Raw genomic sequence first — 20,066 nt, forward strand, 5'->3', positions numbered from 1 at the left:
CGCGTGGTCGGGATCGTCGCGATCACCGTCATGCTGTTCGGGGCGGGGATGGTTCTGGCGAGTGGCCTGCGGTTCAGTTGCGCCACGTTCTACGAAGGGGCGCCGCTGACGCGGATGGGCCGGTCGCTGGCGCGGCCGGCCCATCTCGACGTCGTCGCCGGGCTGGTGTTCGTCTCCTGCTTCGGGCCACTGGCCTACTGATCAGCCGGCGGCACCGGTCAGGTCAGCCGGCGACACCCGGTCAGGCGGTCGAGCAGGAGACGGCCGGCCAGGTCCAGTTGCCGTTGTGCTGGATCGTCACGCCCCAGTTGTTGCCGCTGCCGTTCGGCTTGGCCACGAGCACCTGCGCGCTCGGGTAACTGGCGGTGATGTTCCAGGTGGAGAGGACCTTTTCCGGGGAGGGCAGGGTCATCGTGACGGTCCACGCGCTGGAGCCGCTGACCGCGACATTGAGGTTGTAGCGGTCACTCCACGAGGAGCCGGCCGACAGGGTGGCGGTGCAGCTGCCGGTGCCACCGCCGGAGGTCGGCGGGGTGGTCGGGGTCGACCCGCCTCCGCCGCTGCCGTCCGGGGCCACCGCCCGGCCGGTCGAGGTCGAGATCATGCCGGCGCAGAGGTTGCGGCTCGCCAGGCCCTGGGCGATGCGCGGGATGGCCGAGCGGGTGTTGGCCGGCCAGTCGTGCATCAGGATGACCTGGCCATTGGTGAGCCGGGCGTTGGCCGCCACGATCGCGTCGACGCTCGCGTTGTTCCAGTCCTGCGAGTCGACGTCCCAGATGATCTCCTTGAGGCCGTACTTCGCCTCGACCGCCTGCAGCGTCCCGTTGGTCTCGCCGTAGGGCGGCCGGAACAGCTTGGGCGTGCCGCCGCCGGCATTGGCGATGGCCGATTGGGTACGGGATATCTCCGAGTCGATCGACGCCTGGCTCTGCTGGATCAGGTGCGGGTGGGTGTAGCTGTGGTTGCCCACCCACATGCCCGCGTTGACCTGGGCGGCGACGTACGACGGGTACTGCGCGGCGTATTGCCCCTCGTTGAAGAACGTCGCCCGCAGCCCGTTCTGCTGCAGCAGGCTGAGCAGGGTCGTGGTGCTGGTGCCCGGCCCGTCGTCGAAGGTGAGGCCGACGTATCCGTTGCAGGTGGCGGCCTGGGCCGGGAGGGTGAGCCCGACGAGGCCGCCGGCGGTCAGGGCGGCGACCGCGAGTCCGGTGATCAGTTTCTTCCGCATGTCGCTCACGCTCCCGCGCACGAGACGGTGGGCCAGGTCCACGAGCCGTTGGCCTGGATGGTCACGCCGAACGAGTTGCCGCTGCCGTTCGGCTTGGCGACCAGCGTCTGGGCGTTCGGGTAAGTGGCGGCGATGTTCCAGGTGGAGAGCACCTTCTCCGGCGACGGCACGTTCATCGTCACGGTCCAGTTGCTGGAGCCGGTGACCGCGACGTTGAGGTTGTAGCGGTCGCTCCAGGACTGTCCGGCCGAGAGGGTCGCGGTGCAGCCGCTGCTGCCGCCCCCGGTGCCGCCGCCGGAGGTCGAGCTGTCCACCGTGATGTTGGAGTTTCCGCTGCTCTGGTAGCCCTCGGTGGCCAGGATCTGGTAGTCATGGGTGCCGAGGTTCATGCCCTTGCCCGCCCACGCGTCGAAGTGATTGCCGGCCGTGATGGTGCCGCCGGTCTTCTTCGACTGCCGGACGCTCCAGTACTGGTAGAACGTGGCCGTGCCATCGATCGACGGCTGGTTGACCCGCTGGGTGCGGTAGATGTCGTAGGTGCCGCCGTCGCTGGTGACCGTGCCCATGAAGGTGCCGGTCGGGCGGTAGGTGCCCCAGTTGTCGACGATGTAGTACTCGACGAGCGGGTTCCGGGTCCAGCCGTACAGGGTCAGATAGGCGTTTCCGGAGGGGTTGAAGCTGCCGGAGTAGGTGACCGCGCGGCGGGTGCCGGGCTTCCAGCCCTTGCCGGCCACGAAGTTGCCGGTGTTGCTCCAACTGGTCGAGTAGTTGCCGGCCGAGCCGAGGTTCATCGAGACGGTGCCCTGGCTGTCGGTCCAGAACGAGTAGAAGTAGCCGTTGTTGGTGCCGGTCTGGTTGGTCGTGACGGCGGCCATCGCGGTGCTCGGCAGGATCACCGAGGCGGCGGCCAGCGCCAGGGCGCAGACGATGCCGAGCAGGACGCGCCGGCGTGTTCGGGGAACGGAAGTTTCGGTCATTGCGCGCTTCCTCCGCGGGGACGGGGAAAGGGCCTCGGGGCTGGCCCTCATCGACCTGAATCGATGGCGACAGTATTGAACCGGCCGTGACGAAGTGTCAACAAGTTGCGGAAACTTAGCGGTAACTGTGAGCACCACAAAAGGCCGTGAGCACCGGAAAGAGGGTTCCGGTGCTCACGGCGTACACAATCAGGGTTGGACTTTGTCGTTGAACTTCCGAAAGTTACGGAGTCCAGGCGCCGTCGATGCCCCAGCTCGAGTCCTCGGCCCACTGCGCGGTCGCGTCCCACGTGTTGGTGCCGCCGTTGCTGGCGATGTAGACCGCGTTGTTGTAGTGCCGGATGAACCGGGTCGAGTAGTTGCTCGACGCGAGCGAGTAACCCTGGCCGCTCTTGCCGGCCGAGGAGCAGAACGTCGCGTCCGAGGCGAACAGCGAGGTGCCGTCGTTCGCGGCCAGTTGCAGCTGATAGCTGTAGTGCCGCAGGTACTGGCCGGAGGTGTTGCGCGACTCGAACGAGAAGCACGAGCTGTTGGCCAGGCCGGGCCGCACGTACCAGGACGCGTTCGCCTTGTCGGTGGCGCTGCTCGACGCGGTGATCGCGGTGGTGTTGACCGTGCTGCCGGAGTGCGTGAGGTAGCGGGTCACGCAGCAGCCGGTGGTGGCCCGCAGCGAGACCGCCCGGCCGGAGACCAGCGGGGTCGCGGTCGTGGTGGTGGCGTAGGCGGCAGCGGTGATGTTGGCCTGCACCGAGTTCTCGGTCGCGTCGGTCGGGTAGCCGGAGGTCATCACGCCCTCGTAGAACGTGCCCTGCGCGCTGACGCTGTTGTCGCCGCCGATGCCGAGGATGATCGCGCCCTCCTTCTTCATCGGGTTGTAGCCCGAGACGTTCGGCCGCACCCCGTTGTAGTAGGTGGAGAGGCTGCCGGACTGGGCGTTGCCGCCGCGGATCGACCAGTGGTTCGGCTCGCCCTTGAGGACGGCGGTGATGAACCGGTTGCTGATCGTCGGGTCGCCCGCGTTGTAGCCCGCGTTGACACCCGAGAACAGGCCGTTCTCCAGGTCGGCCATGATCCACGGGCCGCTGCCGGCGCCGTAGCCCCAGCCCTTGGAGTTGCCGAAGTAGAGCGCCTCCATGGTGCCGTTGCCGTTGTCCCGGCTGTTCGTCTCGGCGTTGCCGTAGTCGAAGCAGCAGCCGCCGTTGTATCGGGTGCCGTCGAAGATCGCGTACATCCCCTCGGCCGCGTCGCCCTTGGCGATGCCGTTCGTGCTGTTGTTGCGATAGCCGGTGCCCGGCGCGACCAGCACGCCGTAGGCTCGGTGACCGCCCACACTGATCGGCGCGGCGTTCGCGTCGGCGAGGTTGTCGTAACCGCCGCTCGCCGGGCCGCTGAAGCCGCCGGGCGGGGCCTGGGTCAGGTGGTTGCCCTTGCCGGACTGGTCGTAGATGACCGTGATGACGCAGGACGTGCCGGCGCAGAACGTGTCCTGGGTGGCGGAGTTGGCGACACCACCGGCGCTGAGGACGCCGACGTTGGTGGTGGCGTTGTCCGAGGCGCGGCGGACCTGGTAGAGCGAGCCGCTGAAGCTGCCGTAGAGGGCGCGGGTGGTGCTGTGCGCGGCGACGCAGGGGGTGCCGCCGGTGGCGTAGATGTCGCACGGCCCGGTGGTGGCCGCCTGCGACGGGTTGGCGGCGATCGTCAGTCCGGTGATGACGACGCCGGCGGTGATCAGAGAGAGGACGGAGCGGCGCATGTGGACAACCTCTTCCATGGAGGTCTATCTATGTGAACGTTAACATAGACGTCACATGTGCGAAATTCAATGACTTCAAACCATCAGCCGGTACGCGCGATGACCGTCGCGCCGAAGTTCTGGCCGGTGCCGAATCCGGTCGGGCGGGTGGCCGGGGTGAGGACCTTGGTGAAGTAGCCGGTGATGCAGGCCGAGACGATGCAGAGGACGTCGTTGATGCCCTGGGCCAGGCCACCGCTGAGGATGCTGGTGAGGCCCTTGATCAGGCCGCCGAGCAGGGTGTAGTAACCGGTCGGGACGAACGGCGCGAACCCCACGATGTGGTACTGCGGCGCCACCGACAGGATCGGCGAGAACGACGGGACCAGCTTGTCGTAGATCGGCACCATGATCGGGTTGCCGGCCGCGGCGTACGCCTGGAGCAGCGGGACGCAGGTCAGGCCGGTGAAGGCCAGCGCCGACGAGCGGGGCAGGTCGTCGACCTTGATGTTCATCATGCAGTTGCTGTCCGGCGCGGTCAGGTCCTGGTACATCAGCCAGCCGTAACCCCGGGGCACGGTGGTGTCGAGCGGCGTCGTGCAGCTGGGCACGACCGAGCCGAGCAGCACGGTCGACCCCGACTTGACGATCGAGCTGTCCGCGCCCGAGACCGGGTTGGGCAGGCCGATCGTGGTGTAGAGGCCGAGGACCGAGAGCAGCGAGCCGATCGGGCCGTAGTAGACCGTGCCGTTGCCGGTCATCCGCTTCCAGTCGCACAGCGAGATGCCGAGCGCGAACACCTTGGTCGTGACCGGCGGCCCCCAGTTGACCCGCGCGCACGTGCCCACCTGTTTGCCCTGATAGTTGGCGCCGCTCAGGGCGCCGGCGAAGGTCGGCGGAAACAGCGTGCTGTTGGTCGAGGTCAGGGTGGAGGTCCGCACCTCGACGTAGCTGCCGACCACGGTCCCGGCCGCCGGGGTGAACATCGTCGGGCAGGTGATCGCGGTGTTCCAGGTGGCCGGGCAGCCGGTGTTGTTGATGCAGATCTGCGCGTCGGCCTTCTTGTCGCCGCCGGCGTTCTTCGAGGCGTAGCTGACCGCGGTCGCGGTCTGGGCCGCGCTCGTGCAGGTGTTGCCGCGAATGCAGCTGAGCGCGACGGCCATCGAGGCGGCGTCGGCGCCGGTCTGCAACTGCTCGCGCTCGACGTAGAGCTGGCCGACGTCGATGACCAGGGCGCCCATGCCGAGCAGGACGCCGCCGGCCATCAGGGTCGCGATGACGGTGGCCACCGCGCCGTGGTCGGAGTCCCGTCGCTTGCGGCCCCAGAGCCCAATTCCGCGGATCGAGAACATCAGGCCAGACACTATGCGATATTCGCTAGCTTTTGTGCCGTTTCGGGGCCACCCGCGTCACGCATTCGGGGGCTCCACGCTGATCCCGCCGGAGGAGTTGAGCTGGTGGCTGGGCGACCACGTGCATCGGTGCAATACCGAGATGCGGCAACGGATCGCGGCGGCCGAGGTCCCGAAGGGCGCCTATCCGCCGAAGTCGCTCGACTATGAGTCGATCACCGACGGCAGCAACGACGTTCCGGCGCCGGGTTACCGCGGGAAGGTGCTGTGGGTGCTGCGGGTGGCTTATCTGACCGGTACGCCGTACCGGAAGCTCGGCCGGGTGGTGCACGGCATCCGCTAGAACCCATCGAAACAGGCAAACCAAACGATGGGTTGTGACATAGGTCATCTTCTGGAGACGGTCCGATCCCCGGTTCATAGCATGAGCGCGCCGCGCCGCTGGCACGCCCGCCCGGCCGGTTCACGGGGGAAGGGCCTGCTTGATGCTGCCTGCACAATTTCGACTGATGTCCCGGTGGAGACGCGCCGGGATCGTGGCGGTGGCGCTGTTCGCCACGCCCGCTCTGATCGGCGTTTCCGGTCCGGCCGGTGCCGCGCCGAAGGACGTCAGCATTCCGAGTCCGGTGACCCCGAAACGGGTCGAGCTGGCCGACGCCCGAGCCCCGAAGCGGGCGCCGGCTCCCGCGGCGTACACCCGCTTCGATCCCGGCAAGCAGGCGGCGTTGCCGAAAGCGCAAGCCACGACGGTCTCGCTGCGAGCCGCCGGCTCGGCCGGCACCTCGCCGATCTCGATCGCCCGGGCCAAGGGAACGACACCCGATCAGGTACGCCTGACGACCGTCGACCAGAAGGTGGCCCAGGCCGCCGGCGTGCGCGGGGTGATGTTCACGCTGGGCGCCGCCTCGGGCAGCGTCGCGGTGAGCGTGGACCCGTCGTCGTTCCGTAATGCCTACGGCGGCGGTTACGCCTCCCGCCTGCACCTGGTCCGGCTGCCCGCGTGCGCGGTGACCACGCCCGAGGCCGCGGCCTGCCGCACCCAGACCCCGGTGTCGTCGTCGCTGACCGCGACGGTCGCGCTGGCCTCGGCCGACACCGTCCTGGCGGCGACCAGCGGCGCGGGCGGGGACAGCGGTGACTACTCGGCGACCAGCCTGTCGCCCGGCGGCACCTGGGGCGTCAGCGGCAACACCGGCGCGTTCACCTACAGCTACCCGATCACCGTGCCGCCGCCGATCGGTGGCACCGCGCCCAGCCTGGCGCTGTCCTACAACTCGGCCGCGCAGGACGCCCGCACCGCCGGCACCAACAACCAGTCCTCGTGGGTGGGTGACGGCTGGTCGCTGAGCGAGAACTTCGTCGAGCGCTCCTATCAGAACTGCACCGACGTCACCGACTCCGGCGCACCCAAGAACTCCGGCGACCAGTGCTGGGCGGGGGAGGTCCTGACCCTGTCGCTGAACGGGAAGTCGACCGCGCTGGTCTACGACGACAAGGCCAAGACGTTCCGCCCGGCCGACGACGACGCGACCACCAAGGTCGACCGGCTCACCAACGCCACCAACGGCACCAAGAACAACGAGTACTTCCGGGTCGTCGAGAACGGCACCCAGTACTACTTCGGCCTGAACCGGCTGCCCGGCTGGACGGCGAACGCCGAGGTGACCAACTCGGCCTGGACGATGCCGGTCTACCAGGCGGGCGGCGGGGTCTCGGCCTGTCCGTCGTCGTCGACCTTCGCGGACACCGCCTGCACGCTGGGCTACCGGTTCAACCTCGACTACGTGGTCGACCCGCGCGGCAACGCGATGGCGTACTACTACACGCCGGAGGCCGGCTACTACGGCCCGAACATGAAGGACAAGGCGGTCTCGTACGTTCGTGGCGGCTACCTCGAGCGGATCGACTACGGCATCACGCCGTCGACGGTCTACTCGGCCACCGCGCCCGAGCAGATCGTGTTCAACACCGCCGAGCGCTGCATCGGCGAGTGCACCCTCAGCGAGTCGCACCCGGAGTACTACCCGGACGTCCCGACCGACCTGAACTGCGCCGCGAGCGGCGACTGCACCAACCACGGGCCGAGCTTCTGGTCACGCCGGAAGCTCACCAGCATCGTCACCGAGGTCAAGGACGTGCCGGTCGACCGCTACGACCTGACACAGACCTTCCCGGACAACGGCGACCACGCGCCCACCCTCTGGCTCGAGTCGATCAAGCGGACCGGCGTGAACCGGCTCGGCGGCGGCGCCGCGGACACGTCGGCCGGCACGGTCAGTTTCAACATGGAACAGCTGCCGAACCGGGTCGGCACGGTGGCCGGGCTGCCACGCATGTACTTCAACCGGATCAAGAACATCGTCACCGAGACCGGCGCCGAGACCGTCGTCACCTACGACACCCCGGACTGCGCGAGCCTCCCGTCCGACCCGGCCACCAACACCACCGGCTGCTTCCCGGTCTACTGGACCCCGGAGTACCAGCCGGAGCCGTTGCTCGACTGGTTCTACACCCACCCGGTCACCTCGGTGGCCACCACCGACGGTCACAACACCTACCAGGACGGTTCGCAGCCGTCGTTGCTCACCCAATACAAATACGTGGGGAAGCCGGGCTGGCACTTCGACGACAACGAGGTCGTCAAGAAGAAGTACCGCACCTACGGCCAGTTCCGCGGCTACCCCGAGGTCGACGTCACCACCGGCAACCCGTCGGTCTTCCACTACACCGACGGCGCCGAGACCCACGACCGCAAGACCCTGACCAAGACGTACTACTTCGTCGGCATGGGCGGCACGCTGACCAGCACCGACGCCAGCATCACCACCACCGACAAGGACGAGTACGCCGGCCAGGTCTTCGAGACGGTCAATTACACCGGCGACGGCGGCTCGGTGGACACCACCGCGGTCACCGTGCCCACCACCATCGGCCCGACCGCGTCCCGTGCCCGCGACGGGCTGTCCACGCTGCAGGCCAAGATGGTGCGCACCGCGCGCACGGTCAACCGGCAGAAGGTCTCCTACGGCTGGCGCAAGACCGAGACCCTGACCTTCGCCAACAGCACCCTCGGGCAGAGCACCACCGGCATGACCGTCCAGGTCGACGACCGGGGTGAGACCGGCGCCGCCGGCAACGTCGCCAAGTGCACGTTCACCCAGTACCTCGACGGCAGCGTGACCCTGCCGGACGGCTCGAAGGCGCCGCTGGTCCTGCCCGCTCGGGTGGTCTCCACCGACCAGGACTGCACCGCGGCCGGGGCGAGCCGGTCCGGCAACCTGACATCCGAGGTGCGCAACTCGTACGACGGGAACGCGTTCGCCTACAACGGTGACGGGCAGAGCAGCCCGGCCGGGCCGACCAAGGGCAACATCACCCTGGTCCAGCAGGCGAGCGCGGCCACCGGGGCGACCGCGTCCACGTTCATGGACGTCACCGCCACCACCTACGACAGCTACGGCCGGCCCACCTCGACGACGCGCACGCCGAACTCGAAGGCCGCCGACGGCAGCAGTCTCGCCCAGGCCTCGTACACGAAGTACACGCCGGCCTCGGCGGCGCTGCCCACCACCATCAGCACGGTCACCCAGGTCACGGCCGGATCGAGCTGCGCGGCGGTCACCACGTCCAGCGTGGACTGCCAGGTTGCGTCGGTCACCCTCGACCCGGCCCGGCAGGTGCCGATCACCAAGACCGACGTGGCCGGCGCCCTGACGTCGATGACCTACGACGGCCTCGGCCGGCTGACCGCGGTGTGGCTGCCGAACAAGAGCAAGGCGGCGAGCGCGCCCGCCAACTACACCTACTCGTACCAGCTGTCCACGACCGCGCCGAGCGTGGTCACCAGCCGCACGCTGACCGACGACCCGGACACCCCCTATCTGGAGAGCAAGACGCAGCACGATGCCATGCTGCGCACTCTCGAGGTGCAGACCACCGGTGAGAACGGCAGCACGGTCGTCAGCGACACCCAGTACGACTCGCACGGCTGGACCGTGCTCACCAACGACTCCTACGCCACCGCCGGCGCACCGCGGGACACGCTGATCTCGGATCGGCTCTCGCAGGTGTCGGTCCCGGCGACGACCGTGACCGACCACGACGGACTGGGCCGGACGACCCAGGTGACGGCCGAGCACAACGGGGTCAAGACCTCTTACACCCGCACCGCGTACACCGGTGACAAGGTCACCGCCGTGCCGCCGACCGGGGCCGTCGCCACCACCGAGACCACCGACGCCCGCGGCCGCATCACCAAGCTGGAGCAGTACACGACGAAGCCGGGGCTGACCGGCACGGCCGGCGGCGGATTCACCGCGACCGGCGGCAGCAGCCAGTCGATCGCGTACGAGTACACCCAGGAGGGCAAGCCGGCCAAGGTCACCGGGCCGGACAACTCGGTCTGGTCGTACACCTACGACCTGCTCGGCCGGGAGACCTCGCTCGCCGACCCGGACGCCGGCACCGGCCTCACCGCCTACGACGACGCCGGGAACACCGTGCTCACCCGGGACGCCCGGGGCATCCAGCTCGCCTACACCTACGACCTGCTCGGCCGGAAGCTCACCGGCGTCGACAAGTCCAAGAGCAACTTCAAGTTCGCCTCCTGGACGTTCGACACCCTGAAGATCGGCAAGCTGACCTCGTCCTCGCGGTACGTGTCCGGGGTGACCGGCAGCTACACCACGACGATCACCGGCTACTCGACGCTCGGCAAGCCGCTCGGGCAGAACATCACCCTGCCCAGCACCGAGAAGCCGCTGCCGGCCTCGTACACGACCGAGGTCGCCTACTCGCCGAACACCGAGCTGGTCGCCCGGCAGACCGACCCGGCCGTCGGCGGGCTGCCCGGCGAGGTGCTCACCTACGGCCACAACCTGCTCGGCGCGGCCACCTCGACGTCGGGCATCGACCTGTACGTGTCCGGCTCCACCTACACCGACTTCGGGCAGCCCTCCCGTCTCACCATGGGGGCCTCCAGCAACGAGGTGCAGGCGCTGTACTCGTACGACGAGTACACCCTTCGGCAGTCGGGCCGCGCGGTCTACCGCAGCCAGGGGATCGGCCCGCTGGTCGACAAGACCAGTTACACCTACGACGACGCCGGCAACCCGCTCTCGGCGATCAACGAGCAGTCGGAGAGCGGCAACATCGTCACCGATGCACAGTGCTTCCGGTACGACGATCTCGCGCGCCTGGTCGATGCGCGAACCTCGGCCGGCACCTGCGCTGACCAGAACGTCGCATCCGGCGCCGGCTCCTACTGGCAGACGTACAGCTACAACGCGATCGGCGACCGGACCCAGGTGGTGGACCACTCCACCAACGGCGGGGCCGACCTCACCACCGGCTACACCAACGGGTGCAGCAGCGGCTGCAACCGCACCGGCGTCCAGCCGCACACCCTCACCGCCACCACCGGCGGTGCGGACCCGACGAAGTTCGTCTACGACGTGGCGGGCAACCTGCTCACCCGGACCCCCACCAAAGCGGCCGCGCAGACCCTGACCTGGGACGACGAGGGCAACCTCGCCTCGGTCACCGCGGCCGGCGCCACCACCAGATATCTGTACGACGCGGACGGCAACCAGCTGATCCGACGGGAAGCCGGCCGCACCACCCTGTTCGCCGGCGACACCGAGATCGTCGTCGACACCGGCACGGCCCAGGTCGGCGCCGTCCGTACCTACTCGCACGGCGGCTCCGGCGGAGCGGTGGCGGTTCGGTCCACCCTCCCCGGCGGCGGCGCGCACTACCTGTTCAGCGACCGGAACAACAGCGCCACCCTGGCCGTCGACACCACCAGTCAGGAGGTTTCCCGCCAGCAGATGAAGCCGTACGGCGAGGACCGGGCCAACGCGAACACCACCGCCTGGCCGGACCTGACCCGCGGCTATCTGGGCGCGCCCAAGGACGTGTCCACCGGCTACACCGACATGGGCGCGCGCAAGTACGACCCGGCCCTGGGCCGGTTCCTCAGCCCCGACCCGATGCTGCAGTTCAGTGACCCGAGCCAGCTCGGCGGTTACGCCTACGCCGCGGACAACCCGATCACCTCGTCGGACCCGTCCGGCCTGTGCCCGCAGGACCGCTGTGACGGTTACGGCAAGAGCCCGGCGCCGGCTCCGGTCCCCACGGCGGTCACGACCGACACCAACCCGACGACCAATTCCGGCAAGACCATCTGCCGGGGATCGCGCTGTGTGAAGCAGAAGCACCGCTGCGGCAGCGAGATGACCTGCAGCATCATCTACACCAAGTACTTCGATGTGCTGGCCGGGTTCGCCGACCAGTGGGACGACCTCGGCGAGCCGTTCGGCCCGACCTACGGCTGGGAGGTCGTCTACAGCGACCCGACCATCCTCGGCCGGGCCTGGGTCGCGGTCTACCAGGATCTGCAGAAGCACGACCCGGACATGCTCCGCTACATGCAGAGCCCGTCCGAGCTGGTCTGGCAGATGGTCGAGGCGCACGCATCCCAGGGCCTCGGTCTGGGGCCGAAGAACACGCCGTTCCTGCCGGGTCTGAAGAACCCGTTCGGCAAGTCGCTCTACGGCTGCCGGAGCTTCAGCGCCGACACGCTGGTGCTGCTGGCGGACCGCAGCACCAAGCGGCTCGACCAGTTGCGTCCCGGTGACGTCGTGCTGGCCAGCACCCCGGAGACCGGTACGACCGAGGGCCGCGAGGTCGAGGTCGTCTGGGTGCACGACGACGACCTGTACGTGCTGACCGTCGACGGCGGGCGGCTCGTGACCACCGAGGACCACCTCTTCTGGAGCGTCACCGACCAGCGTTGGGAGGAAACCAGCGAACTGGTGCCGGGCGAGCTGATCCGGACCCCGGACGGCACGGCGCGGGTCGACGGTTTCGACGCCACGGCCCATCGCCGGGCGCCGGCGTACACGCTGACGGTGGCCGATCTGCACACGTTCTACGTGCTCGCCGGGAACACGCCGGTTCTCGTCCACAACGGCTGCGAGATCATCGCCGGCCCCAAGCTGGGCGTCCTGCGGGTCACCGCGGCCAACCCGTCCGAGTCGGAGGTTCGCGGTGCCCAACACATGGCCGCCCGCGGCGGTAACGTGGAGCTCCGGGACCCGGTCGGCACCAGAAAGGGCGGCGCGACCAGCGACCTGCTGGTGGACGGCGCCCGGTGGGACGTCTACACACCGAAGACCCGGAAGATCAACCAGATCATGTCCGGCATCGCGGGGAAGCACACCCAGGTGCACGGTGGTGGCGTGGTCGTCGACCTCACCGGCACCGGCCTCTCGGCCGGTGACTTCCCCAACGCGCTCAACCGGGCCAACGGAATGATCCGGAGCTGGGACGCGAGCAACACGCCGATCAGCGGAGTGGAATTCATTGGTGGTAAGTGATGGCCAAGTTGTCATGCGTCTGCGGGACGCTCCTGCGCGACGACGACCCCGACAACGCCTTGCGGATGCTGTCGAACGATGAGTTCGACGTAGACCGCGACGCGACGTACCTGTTCGGCCGATCGAAGCTCGTCCTGCACTGCCCGGTCTGCGGGCGGCTGTGGGTGTTCTGGGAGCCCTACGGGGACGCCTCGGAATACGTGTTCGTCCCGGACGAGTCGTAGGACGCCTGGCCGGCGTGATCTACCAGGAAGCTCGGTAGGTCGCGTCGGCCAGTTCGTTCTGGCCCTTGGCGTTCGGGTGGAAGTAGTCGACCGAGCTGACCTCGTCGAGACCGAAGCGGATCTGGTGGACGCTGCCGTTGTCCCAGCGGCAGCGTTTGCCGTACGCCTTGCACGCCTGCCGCAGCTGCTCGTCGTACGCGTCGATGCGGTCGCGCACCTGCCGGCGCCGGGCCTCGTCGGCGTCGGCGGTGGAGGCCGGGTTCGCGAACATCGACGGGCAGATGGTGGCGCGCGTCCACACGCGTACGGCCGCCGCGTTTGATTTTCCCAAATCCCACAGCCGGTAGAGGTCCGGGATGCTGGCCACCAGCACCCGGCTCTTGGGCAGGCCTTTCTTGAGGCGGGCCAGGGCGCGATCGACCTCGGACCGGAACGTCGTCACCGGCGTCATCGCGCCGGCGGTCGGCGCGCACGCGTCGTTCGCCCCGATCAGCACCGTGACGTACGCCGCCTTGGCCTTGACCGCCCGCGCCGCCTGGCCGTCGAGGGCATCGGCCTCGGCCCCCACCTCGGCGTAGTTGTGGGTGTTGCCCTTGATCTTCGCGTTCTTGGCGAGGATGCGGCGATAGTGGCTGTCGACCGCGTCGGCGCTCCCGGTCGACCAGGAGTTGCGGTTGCACACCACGTAGGTGCCGCAACTGCCCAGGCCCGCGGTGATCGAATCACCGATCGCCGCCATCGACGACGGATAGCCCGATTTCGTCGGCGAAGTCGTGGGATCGGAACCGGCGGCGCCGCCTTCGCAGGCGAGGGCCAGGAAGCCGAGGAGCGCGAGAACTACCAGGTGCCACCGGCGGATCATGAGTCTCCCGTCGCAACGGAAAGCTACTTCCTCCGCACCATACGTCATCGGATCCGGCGTTCGGCTCTCACCATCGCCCGGTAGGGCGATGGCGAGGAGTAGTGTCACCGACCGATCATCTGCAGGCGGCGCGGGCCGTCGATGCAGGTTGTCCTTGCGAAGATCCCTACCGGGGAGGGTCCTTGTCCAGCACGAGTCTCAGCACGCGTCTCACTACGCGTGAGCGTGTGTGGCTGCAGTTCGAGTACGTGCGTACCGTCGGTCCGCTACAGGGTGTAACCGTCGACGCGGTGCGCAACGCGCTGATCGGGCTGCACGCCACCGATCCCCAGCATCGCGCCGTGTCCCGGCTCGACCGGGCCAACGCCCAGTGGGTGCACCTGGACGCGGCGACGTTCGCCCGTTATGTCGAGGAGGCGGTGACCGACGCCGGCGACCTCGACATCGTCGCGGCCACCCGGAGCCTGCAGGCCGAGCCACGCGCCCACCACCCGGTGCGAATCCTGGTCGGTCCCGACTTCGTGGCGCTCAAGATCTCCCACTCGTACGGCGACGCCGGGCCGGTCAACGTGCTGCTGCGCGAGCTGGTCAAGGCGGCCGCCGAGGGCCGGGCCGCGGCCATCCGGCCGTCCGCGCCGCACCGGGGCGCCCTGCTCAAGGCCTGGTTCAAGCAGATCGCCCTGAAGCCGGGCCGCTGGCGGCAGGGTCTCGACCTGCCCCGGCCGCCGCGCACCCAGCCGGAGGCTCAGCGCCCCTGGCGCGACGACATCACCTGGCGGACCACCCACTCCGCCGAGGCGCTGGTGCAGATGCGTAAGTGGCGCGACGCCAACGCACCCGGCGTGACGACGTCCGCCATCACGTTCGCGGCGTTCGCGGCCGCGCTGCGTGACCTCGGCGCCAACCCGAACCTCAGTGGCGGCATCTTCCTGGCCGACGCCCGGCGCTTCCTCGACAAGGGTGTCGAGATCGACAGCGACTTCTGCATGGGCATGTGGCTGTCGCCGGCGGACATGACCGACCCGGCCACCATCCACCGGATGCTCAAGGCGGAGCTGACCGTTCCGCGCATCCTGTCGGTGATGGTGCTGGAGGAGACAAAGATCGTGGCCGGCGGCACCAAGGGCATGCCCGATCCGTACCCGACCGAGATCGACGCCGAGACCCGGGTCCGGCATACGTTCAGCAACCAGGGCCGCCACGACATGCTGGCCGACCTGCCGTGGACCGCCGAGCCGGTGGAGCGTTACAACTTCAGCGTGCCCACCCTGTGCGAGCCGGACGGCATCGCGCTGGCCACCACGGAGATGAACGGGGTGCTCCACCTGGACGCCACGTTCCACGCGTCGACGTTCGACCCCGACCTGATCGCCAAGGCCCTCGACCTGGTCTGCACCGACCCGGCCGGCCTGATCATGGCCAGCCGCTGAGCATGGCCGATCGCTGATTCGCATCGCCCGCGCCGGGCTTCGGCGCGGGCGAAGCCGTGCGCGGCTACGATCGGGACATGCAGAACCTTTTCGGATGTGATGGCGCGTGCCTTCTTCGCGCCGGCGGGGACGTGGAATGACCGGCAACGCCCAGGCGACGTTCGTCGTCGAATACCCGTGTGACCGGTTCTGCCGCATCGAGGTCGACGTGAGCCGTGAGCGCGGCCAGCTCACGCTTCAGCAGATGCGGGACAAGGCCGAGAAGCTGCACCAGCAGGAGCACGGGCCGGAGCAGGGCGAGGGCGAGGCCGAGACCCCGGTGGTCGAGCAGGACACGTCGGGCCGTCCCGCGCCCACCGTGTTCCTCTCCGCCCCCGGCCGGACCACCGAGTCCGCCCCCAGTCGGAGCCCCGAGTCCGTCCGCGGACGGGGCTCCGAGCGGCGCCGCTGAGCCTGACGAACGGGGGCGTGAGCGCAGCGTGAGAGGATTCGCCCCATGGGAACTCAGCGCGTGACTGGCGATATCGATGCGCGGGTCTCCGTGGCACACGACCGTTCGACCGATCCCGGGGTCCTTTTCGAATTGGCCTCGGACCCGTCGGCCCGGGTTCGGGCGGCGGTCGCGGCACACCCGGAGGCGCCGGCGGAGGCTCTGCGGCCGCTCGCGCGCGATCGTGATCGTGACGTCCGGGAGGCCGTGGCGCGCAATCCCGCGTCCTCCCTGGCCAACCTCCTGCGCCTCGTCGGTGACGCGGACCGGTGGGTGCGCTGGGCGGTTGCCGCCAACCCGGCGTGCAACACCCGGGTCCGTCAGCAGATGGTGAAGGCGCAGGACAAGGAGCTCCGCGGTCTGCTCGCGGAGATGCCGGCGCTGGAGCCCGACCTGGCCGCGATCCTGGTCGAGGACTCCTCGCCCGAGGTGCGGGAGAGGCTGGCCGCCCACACCGGCGACCCGGCGGTCATCGCCGCGTTGTTGCGCGACCGCACGGTGCGGGTGCGCAAGGGTCTCGCCATCAACGAGCGGACCACCGCCGAGCAGCGCAGCGCCCTGGCCAAGGACTCCTCGCCCGATGTCCGCGCCACGCTGGTGCGCGCGCTGCGGCTGGACGAGGCCGATCTGCTGTCCATGGTGGACGACCGGTCGGTGGATGTCCGGCGCTCGCTGGCCACGTCGGCCGTCACCCCGCCGCACATCCGGCAGGCGCTGGAGAAGGATCCGGACGAGTCGGTGGCGGAAGACGCCCGCCGGTACCGGGATCTGCCGCCCGCCGACAAGTCAGCCGCCAGTAAGCCAGCCGCCAGTGAGCCAGCCGCCAGTGAGCCGGTGGCGCCTTCGCGCCCCGGTCACCGTCGTGCGGCCGGCAAGCGGTTCCCCGGCAAGCCTGCCCGCTGAGTTCGTTATCGGCGGTCGGGCTGCTGCGGCACGCGGGTCAGCGGCGCGAGCTGCACGGTCCAGGTGCGCGCGGCCCCGACGACGGTGCTGGCCCGGCGCAGGAGGTCGCAGCCCAGCTGCGGGCTGCCCTCGGCGAAGCCGCGGTTGATGAAGCTGATCGCTTTCGGGTGGTCGCCCGCTTCGAGAGCGGCCTCGAGGCCGGCGGTCAGGACCGCGGCGAGCGCGGCGTGGAAACTGTCCGCCCCTTTTTCGCGAAGCGTTTTGGTGGGCTCACGCAAGGGCACTGACAGGGAGGTCAAGTCGTACTCCAGGGGTGTCGGTATTGCTCGGTCAGGCAAGCCGAAAGTAGCCGATTCCTCACCCAGAGTCGGCTAAAAGGAAGAACAGTCGCTGGTCGCGGCCGTCTCTCCAATCCTAACGTCTTGCCCGGCACTGTTACCCGGCTGAGACCTCGCGAACCTGGGACTATGGTCGGCTATGTCGCGTTCCTGAGCTTCCGGCCATTCTTGCCCGCGCGATTCCGCAGCGCCGAAAGGACACGAATGCATCCGCGACTCGCCGAATTGGCCTGGGCCCCCACCCGCATCGGCGAAATCAGCCTGCGGCGCCGCCTCGAACCCACCACAAACATTGAGGTGTACGAGGTGAAGCTGGGCGACGAATACCTCATGTCCAGCCTGTTCACGGTGGCCGAGGAGGAACTGACCAGGCTCGGTCTCGCCGCCCTGCCGAACGCTCCGCTGGACGTCGTCGTCGGCGGTCTCGGCCTCGGTTACACCGCCCGCACCGCCCTGGCCGACGACCGGGTCCGGTCCCTGATCGTGGTCGAGGCCCTGGCTCCGGTGATCGACTGGCACCGCCGCGAACTGCTCCCGGAGGCCGGCACGCTCACCACCGACCCCCGTACCACTCTGCTGGAGGGTGATTTCTTCGCGCTGCTGCGCGACGGCTCGGGTTTCGACCCGGCCGACCCCGGCCGCCTCTTCGACGCCATCCTGGTCGACATCGACCACTCGCCGGTCAACGTCCTCGACCCCACCCACGCCGACCTCTACACCGCCACCGGGCTGGGCCGCCTCGCCGATCGCCTGCGCCCGGGCGGAGTGTTCGGGCTGTGGTCCGACGACGCGCCCGAGGAGGGGTTCCTGGCCGTCCTGCGGCAGTGTTTCGCCACCGCCGCGGCCCACGTGGTGCCCTTCGCCAACCCGCTGACCGGCGGCACCTCCGCCAACACCGTCTACGTCGCGACCACCGCCGGCTGACCCCGGGCGGTGTCTGCCAGGACACAACGCCGGTTGAAATATCGAGTCCGGCGGATCGGTTGACGAGGTCGATCACCCTGGAGGTCAGCCATGAAGAACGGAATCCACCCCGACTACCACTCCGTCGTGTACCGCGACCGGAACGCCGACTACGCGTTCCTGACCCGCTCGACGGTCACCAGTGACCGGACGATCGAGTGGGCGGACGGCCACACGTACCCGGTGGTCGACGTTCAGATCTCGGCCGCGAGCCACCCGTTCTGGACCGGTCGCAGCCGCGTGCTCGACACCGCGGGGCGCATCGAGAAGTTCCGGGCCAAGTACGCCAAGTTCACCAAATAATCTTTTCCGCCGGTACGGCCGTGGGATAGATCGCGGATCTTCGGGTCGCCGTCCCGCGGCCGACCGGCGCCGAGTACATATGTCATATGTGGTTGCCCTGGCAGTACGCGGCCTGGCTGGCAGTCGGACTCGCGGTCACGGTGGCCGTCATGCGGGTCCGGGTGCCGCCACGGCGCTGGCTGTGGGTTCGCGACCTGGCCCAGGAGGCCGCGGTCTTCTCGGTCCTCTACGCCACCTGGCTTCTCGTCGGGCACGTCAGCCAAGGAGACACCTCGAACGCGGTGAGCCGGGGCCTCGCGCTCTTTCGGCTCGAGCGCACCGTTCACCTGCCGAGCGAGGAGTGGGTCCAGCAGATCGCCCTGCACAGCCACCTGATCATCAAGGCGGCGAACTGGTACTACATCGTCGGGCACACGCCGGTGATGGGGATCTTCCTGGTCTGGCTCTACGTCCGGCACCGCCCTGACTTCGCCCGCTGGCGGACCGTGCTGGCCGTCGGCAGCATCGTCGGCGAGGTCATCCAGCTGTTTGCGGTGGCGCCGCCCCGCCTCGCGCTGTTCCACATCGTCGACACCATGCGCCTGTACGGCCCACGGGTCTACTCCGACGACGGCGCCGGGTTCGCGCCGCAGTTGGCCGCGATGCCCTCGCTGCACTGCGTGTGGGCCATCACCACCGGCGCGGCGGTCTTCAGCATCGTGAAGAGCCGGTGGCGGTGGATCGGCCCGGCGCACGCGGTGGCCACCGTGCTCGTGGTCGTGGTCACCGGCAACCACTACTGGCTGGACGCGCTCGCCGCTGTCCCGCTGGTGCTGCTCGGCCTGGCGGTCGCCAACGCATCCGCCTACCTGTGGCGACGCGTTCCTTCCACTTCTACCGAGCCGGACGAGGCCAGCCCGGCGGTGCCGGTCAGACGGTGAACGGGACGCCGGTGAGGCGCTCGCTGTCGCGCCACAGCGCCGTGCCGGTGGCCCGGTCGTCGGCGTCGCGAGGCAGGCGGGCCGGTTTCGGCGTGCCGGAGTCCTGGCGGCGGCCGGCCGGCCCGAGGAAGGCGCCGCTCTCGACCGCCGGGTCGGTCGCGGCATAGAGCGAGGGCCAGGCGGCGCCCTCGGGTGAGCCCATCGCCAGCCGCCCGAGCAGCGGCATGAGCAGCCGCGAGGCCACGCCCTGGGAGTGCTGCTGGAGGTTGGTCAGGGCGGCCCCGGGGTGCACCGCGACGGTGGTCATCGGGGTGCCGGCCAGCCGGCGGGCGAGCTCGACGGTGAACACGATGTTGGCCCGCTTGGATTTCGCGTACGCGCTCATCGGCCGGTATTTCTCCTCGCTCATCAGGTCGGTCAGCTCGCCGCTGCGCCAGCGGGCGGCGATCGCGCTGACCGTCACCACCCTGGCGGCCGAGGCGGCGCGCAGCGCGGGCATGAGCTGGGCAGCGAGGGCGAAGTGGCCCAGGTGATTGGTGCCGAAGGTCATCTCGAAGCCGTCGGCGGTGGTCTGCCGCTCGGCGATGTTCATCACGCCGGCGTTGTTGACGAGCAGGTCCAGCGGGCCGGCATCGACGACCCGGGCCGCCGCGGCGCCGACCGACTTGAGGTTGCCGAGATCGAGCACGAGCGTGTCGACCTCGGCTGCCGGGACCTCGGCGCGGATCGCGTCGGCGGCGGCCGCGAGCTTGCCGGGATCGCGCCCGGCAAGCACGACGCGGGCGCCGTGACCGGCCAGGACGCGCCCGGTCTGCCGGCCGATGCCGCTGTTGCCGCCGGTGATCAGGGCGACGCGCCCGGCCTGGTCGCTGATCGTTGCGGGGGTCCAGGTGGCCATCATGACTCCTTCGTAATGAACACTCATTCAGTAACTACGAAGGTAGGTTGCCATGCGGCGACTTGTC

The 20,066-nt window shown here is 69.1% G+C and carries 17 protein-coding genes; 10 read left to right on the forward strand and 7 right to left on the reverse strand.

The genetic code is table 11. The features are described from left to right. Positions 1-3 precede the first annotated feature (3 nt). Entirely contained in the window at positions 4-201 is a 198-nt protein-coding gene (locus tag AB0E90_RS21295) for a hypothetical protein (protein WP_360408014.1), read from the forward strand. Positions 202-241: 40 nt separating this feature from the next. On the opposite strand, the gene AB0E90_RS21300 is transcribed toward AB0E90_RS21295, so the two are convergent. From AB0E90_RS21300 to AB0E90_RS21315, 4 genes are all read right to left on the reverse strand, one after another. Further along, entirely contained in the window at positions 242-1,228 is a 987-nt protein-coding gene (locus AB0E90_RS21300) for a polysaccharide deacetylase family protein (protein ID WP_360408017.1), read from the reverse strand. Between the two features lie 5 nt (positions 1,229-1,233). Beyond that, positions 1,234-2,205: a glycoside hydrolase family 11 protein gene (locus AB0E90_RS21305; protein ID WP_360408020.1), complete on the reverse strand. Its 972-nt coding sequence runs from the start codon at positions 2,203-2,205 to the stop codon at positions 1,234-1,236. A 223-nt stretch (positions 2,206-2,428) separates the two neighbouring features. After that, positions 2,429-3,958, reverse strand: coding sequence for an alpha-L-arabinofuranosidase B (locus AB0E90_RS21310; protein WP_360408023.1), 1,530 nt, complete (start codon positions 3,956-3,958; stop codon positions 2,429-2,431). 83 nt (positions 3,959-4,041) lie between these two features. Beyond that, complete coding sequence (locus tag AB0E90_RS21315) at positions 4,042-5,289, reverse strand: pilus assembly protein TadG-related protein (RefSeq protein WP_360408026.1); 1,248 nt, start codon at positions 5,287-5,289, stop codon at positions 4,042-4,044. Positions 5,290-5,431: 142 nt separating this feature from the next. On the opposite strand from AB0E90_RS21315, the gene AB0E90_RS21320 reads away from it, so the two are divergent. From AB0E90_RS21320 to AB0E90_RS21330, 3 genes are all read left to right on the forward strand, one after another. Then, positions 5,432-5,632, forward strand: a complete 201-nt coding sequence (locus AB0E90_RS21320) for a hypothetical protein (RefSeq protein WP_360408029.1) — start codon at positions 5,432-5,434, stop codon at positions 5,630-5,632. A gap of 166 nt (positions 5,633-5,798) precedes the next feature. Next, complete coding sequence (locus AB0E90_RS21325; RefSeq protein WP_360408031.1) at positions 5,799-12,668, forward strand: RHS repeat-associated core domain-containing protein; 6,870 nt, start codon at positions 5,799-5,801, stop codon at positions 12,666-12,668. Continuing rightward, positions 12,668-12,892 carry a hypothetical protein gene (locus tag AB0E90_RS21330; protein ID WP_360408034.1) on the forward strand — a complete coding sequence of 75 codons (225 nt, stop codon included), beginning with the start codon at positions 12,668-12,670 and terminating at the stop codon, positions 12,890-12,892. Before AB0E90_RS21325 ends, AB0E90_RS21330 begins: the two co-directional genes overlap by 1 nt. A gap of 19 nt (positions 12,893-12,911) precedes the next feature. On the opposite strand, the gene AB0E90_RS21335 is transcribed toward AB0E90_RS21330, so the two are convergent. After that, positions 12,912-13,754: an SGNH/GDSL hydrolase family protein gene (locus tag AB0E90_RS21335; protein WP_360408037.1), complete on the reverse strand. Its 843-nt coding sequence runs from the start codon at positions 13,752-13,754 to the stop codon at positions 12,912-12,914. Between the two features lie 227 nt (positions 13,755-13,981). On the opposite strand from AB0E90_RS21335, the gene AB0E90_RS21340 reads away from it, so the two are divergent. The 3 genes from AB0E90_RS21340 (at position 13,982) to AB0E90_RS21350 (ending at position 16,577) form a co-directional block, all read left to right on the forward strand. Further along, on the forward strand, positions 13,982-15,184 hold the full coding sequence (locus AB0E90_RS21340) for a hypothetical protein (protein ID WP_360408039.1): 1,203 nt from the start codon (positions 13,982-13,984) through the stop codon (positions 15,182-15,184). 136 nt (positions 15,185-15,320) lie between these two features. Next, positions 15,321-15,635, forward strand: a complete 315-nt coding sequence (locus tag AB0E90_RS21345) for a hypothetical protein (RefSeq protein WP_360408042.1) — start codon at positions 15,321-15,323, stop codon at positions 15,633-15,635. A 60-nt stretch (positions 15,636-15,695) separates the two neighbouring features. Further along, on the forward strand, positions 15,696-16,577 hold the full coding sequence (locus AB0E90_RS21350; RefSeq protein ID WP_360408045.1) for a hypothetical protein: 882 nt from the start codon (positions 15,696-15,698) through the stop codon (positions 16,575-16,577). Between the two features lie 5 nt (positions 16,578-16,582). On the opposite strand, the gene AB0E90_RS21355 is transcribed toward AB0E90_RS21350, so the two are convergent. Beyond that, positions 16,583-16,876, reverse strand: a complete 294-nt coding sequence (locus tag AB0E90_RS21355) for a hypothetical protein (RefSeq protein ID WP_360408048.1) — start codon at positions 16,874-16,876, stop codon at positions 16,583-16,585. 243 nt (positions 16,877-17,119) lie between these two features. Between AB0E90_RS21355 and AB0E90_RS21360 the strand changes: the two genes are divergently transcribed. The 3 genes from AB0E90_RS21360 (at position 17,120) to AB0E90_RS21370 (ending at position 19,101) form a co-directional block, all read left to right on the forward strand. Then, positions 17,120-17,839: a spermidine synthase gene (locus AB0E90_RS21360; protein WP_360408051.1), complete on the forward strand. Its 720-nt coding sequence runs from the start codon at positions 17,120-17,122 to the stop codon at positions 17,837-17,839. Between the two features lie 90 nt (positions 17,840-17,929). Next, positions 17,930-18,181 carry a type B 50S ribosomal protein L31 gene (locus tag AB0E90_RS21365; RefSeq protein ID WP_360408054.1) on the forward strand — a complete coding sequence of 84 codons (252 nt, stop codon included), beginning with the start codon at positions 17,930-17,932 and terminating at the stop codon, positions 18,179-18,181. An 86-nt stretch (positions 18,182-18,267) separates the two neighbouring features. Further along, positions 18,268-19,101: a phosphatase PAP2 family protein gene (locus AB0E90_RS21370; RefSeq protein ID WP_360408056.1), complete on the forward strand. Its 834-nt coding sequence runs from the start codon at positions 18,268-18,270 to the stop codon at positions 19,099-19,101. Here the strand turns inward: AB0E90_RS21370 and AB0E90_RS21375 are convergent. Continuing rightward, positions 19,091-20,002 carry an oxidoreductase gene (locus AB0E90_RS21375; RefSeq protein WP_360408059.1) on the reverse strand — a complete coding sequence of 304 codons (912 nt, stop codon included), beginning with the start codon at positions 20,000-20,002 and terminating at the stop codon, positions 19,091-19,093. The two genes, AB0E90_RS21370 and AB0E90_RS21375, sit on opposite strands and share 11 nt — an antisense overlap. Between the last annotated feature and the right edge of the window lie 64 nt (positions 20,003-20,066).

The organism is Actinoplanes sp. NPDC026619 (genome assembly GCF_040638295.1).
Lineage (GTDB): Bacteria > Actinomycetota > Actinomycetes > Mycobacteriales > Micromonosporaceae > Actinoplanes.

Coding starts and splice junctions, on each gene's coding strand:
- AB0E90_RS21300 (WP_360408017.1), bottom strand. CDS start 1,228: ATGCGGAAGAAACTGATCACCGGACTCGCGGTCGCCGCCCTGACCGCC.
- AB0E90_RS21305 (WP_360408020.1), bottom strand. CDS start 2,205: ATGACCGAAACTTCCGTTCCCCGAACACGCCGGCGCGTCCTGCTCGGC.
- AB0E90_RS21310 (WP_360408023.1), bottom strand. CDS start 3,958: ATGCGCCGCTCCGTCCTCTCTCTGATCACCGCCGGCGTCGTCATCACC.
- AB0E90_RS21315 (WP_360408026.1), bottom strand. CDS start 5,289: ATGTTCTCGATCCGCGGAATTGGGCTCTGGGGCCGCAAGCGACGGGAC.
- AB0E90_RS21320 (WP_360408029.1), top strand. CDS start 5,432: ATGCGGCAACGGATCGCGGCGGCCGAGGTCCCGAAGGGCGCCTATCCG.
- AB0E90_RS21325 (WP_360408031.1), top strand. CDS start 5,799: ATGTCCCGGTGGAGACGCGCCGGGATCGTGGCGGTGGCGCTGTTCGCC.
- AB0E90_RS21330 (WP_360408034.1), top strand. CDS start 12,668: ATGGCCAAGTTGTCATGCGTCTGCGGGACGCTCCTGCGCGACGACGAC.
- AB0E90_RS21335 (WP_360408037.1), bottom strand. CDS start 13,754: ATGATCCGCCGGTGGCACCTGGTAGTTCTCGCGCTCCTCGGCTTCCTG.
- AB0E90_RS21345 (WP_360408042.1), top strand. CDS start 15,321: ATGACCGGCAACGCCCAGGCGACGTTCGTCGTCGAATACCCGTGTGAC.
- AB0E90_RS21360 (WP_360408051.1), top strand. CDS start 17,120: ATGCATCCGCGACTCGCCGAATTGGCCTGGGCCCCCACCCGCATCGGC.
- AB0E90_RS21365 (WP_360408054.1), top strand. CDS start 17,930: ATGAAGAACGGAATCCACCCCGACTACCACTCCGTCGTGTACCGCGAC.
- AB0E90_RS21370 (WP_360408056.1), top strand. CDS start 18,268: ATGTGGTTGCCCTGGCAGTACGCGGCCTGGCTGGCAGTCGGACTCGCG.
- AB0E90_RS21375 (WP_360408059.1), bottom strand. CDS start 20,002: ATGATGGCCACCTGGACCCCCGCAACGATCAGCGACCAGGCCGGGCGC.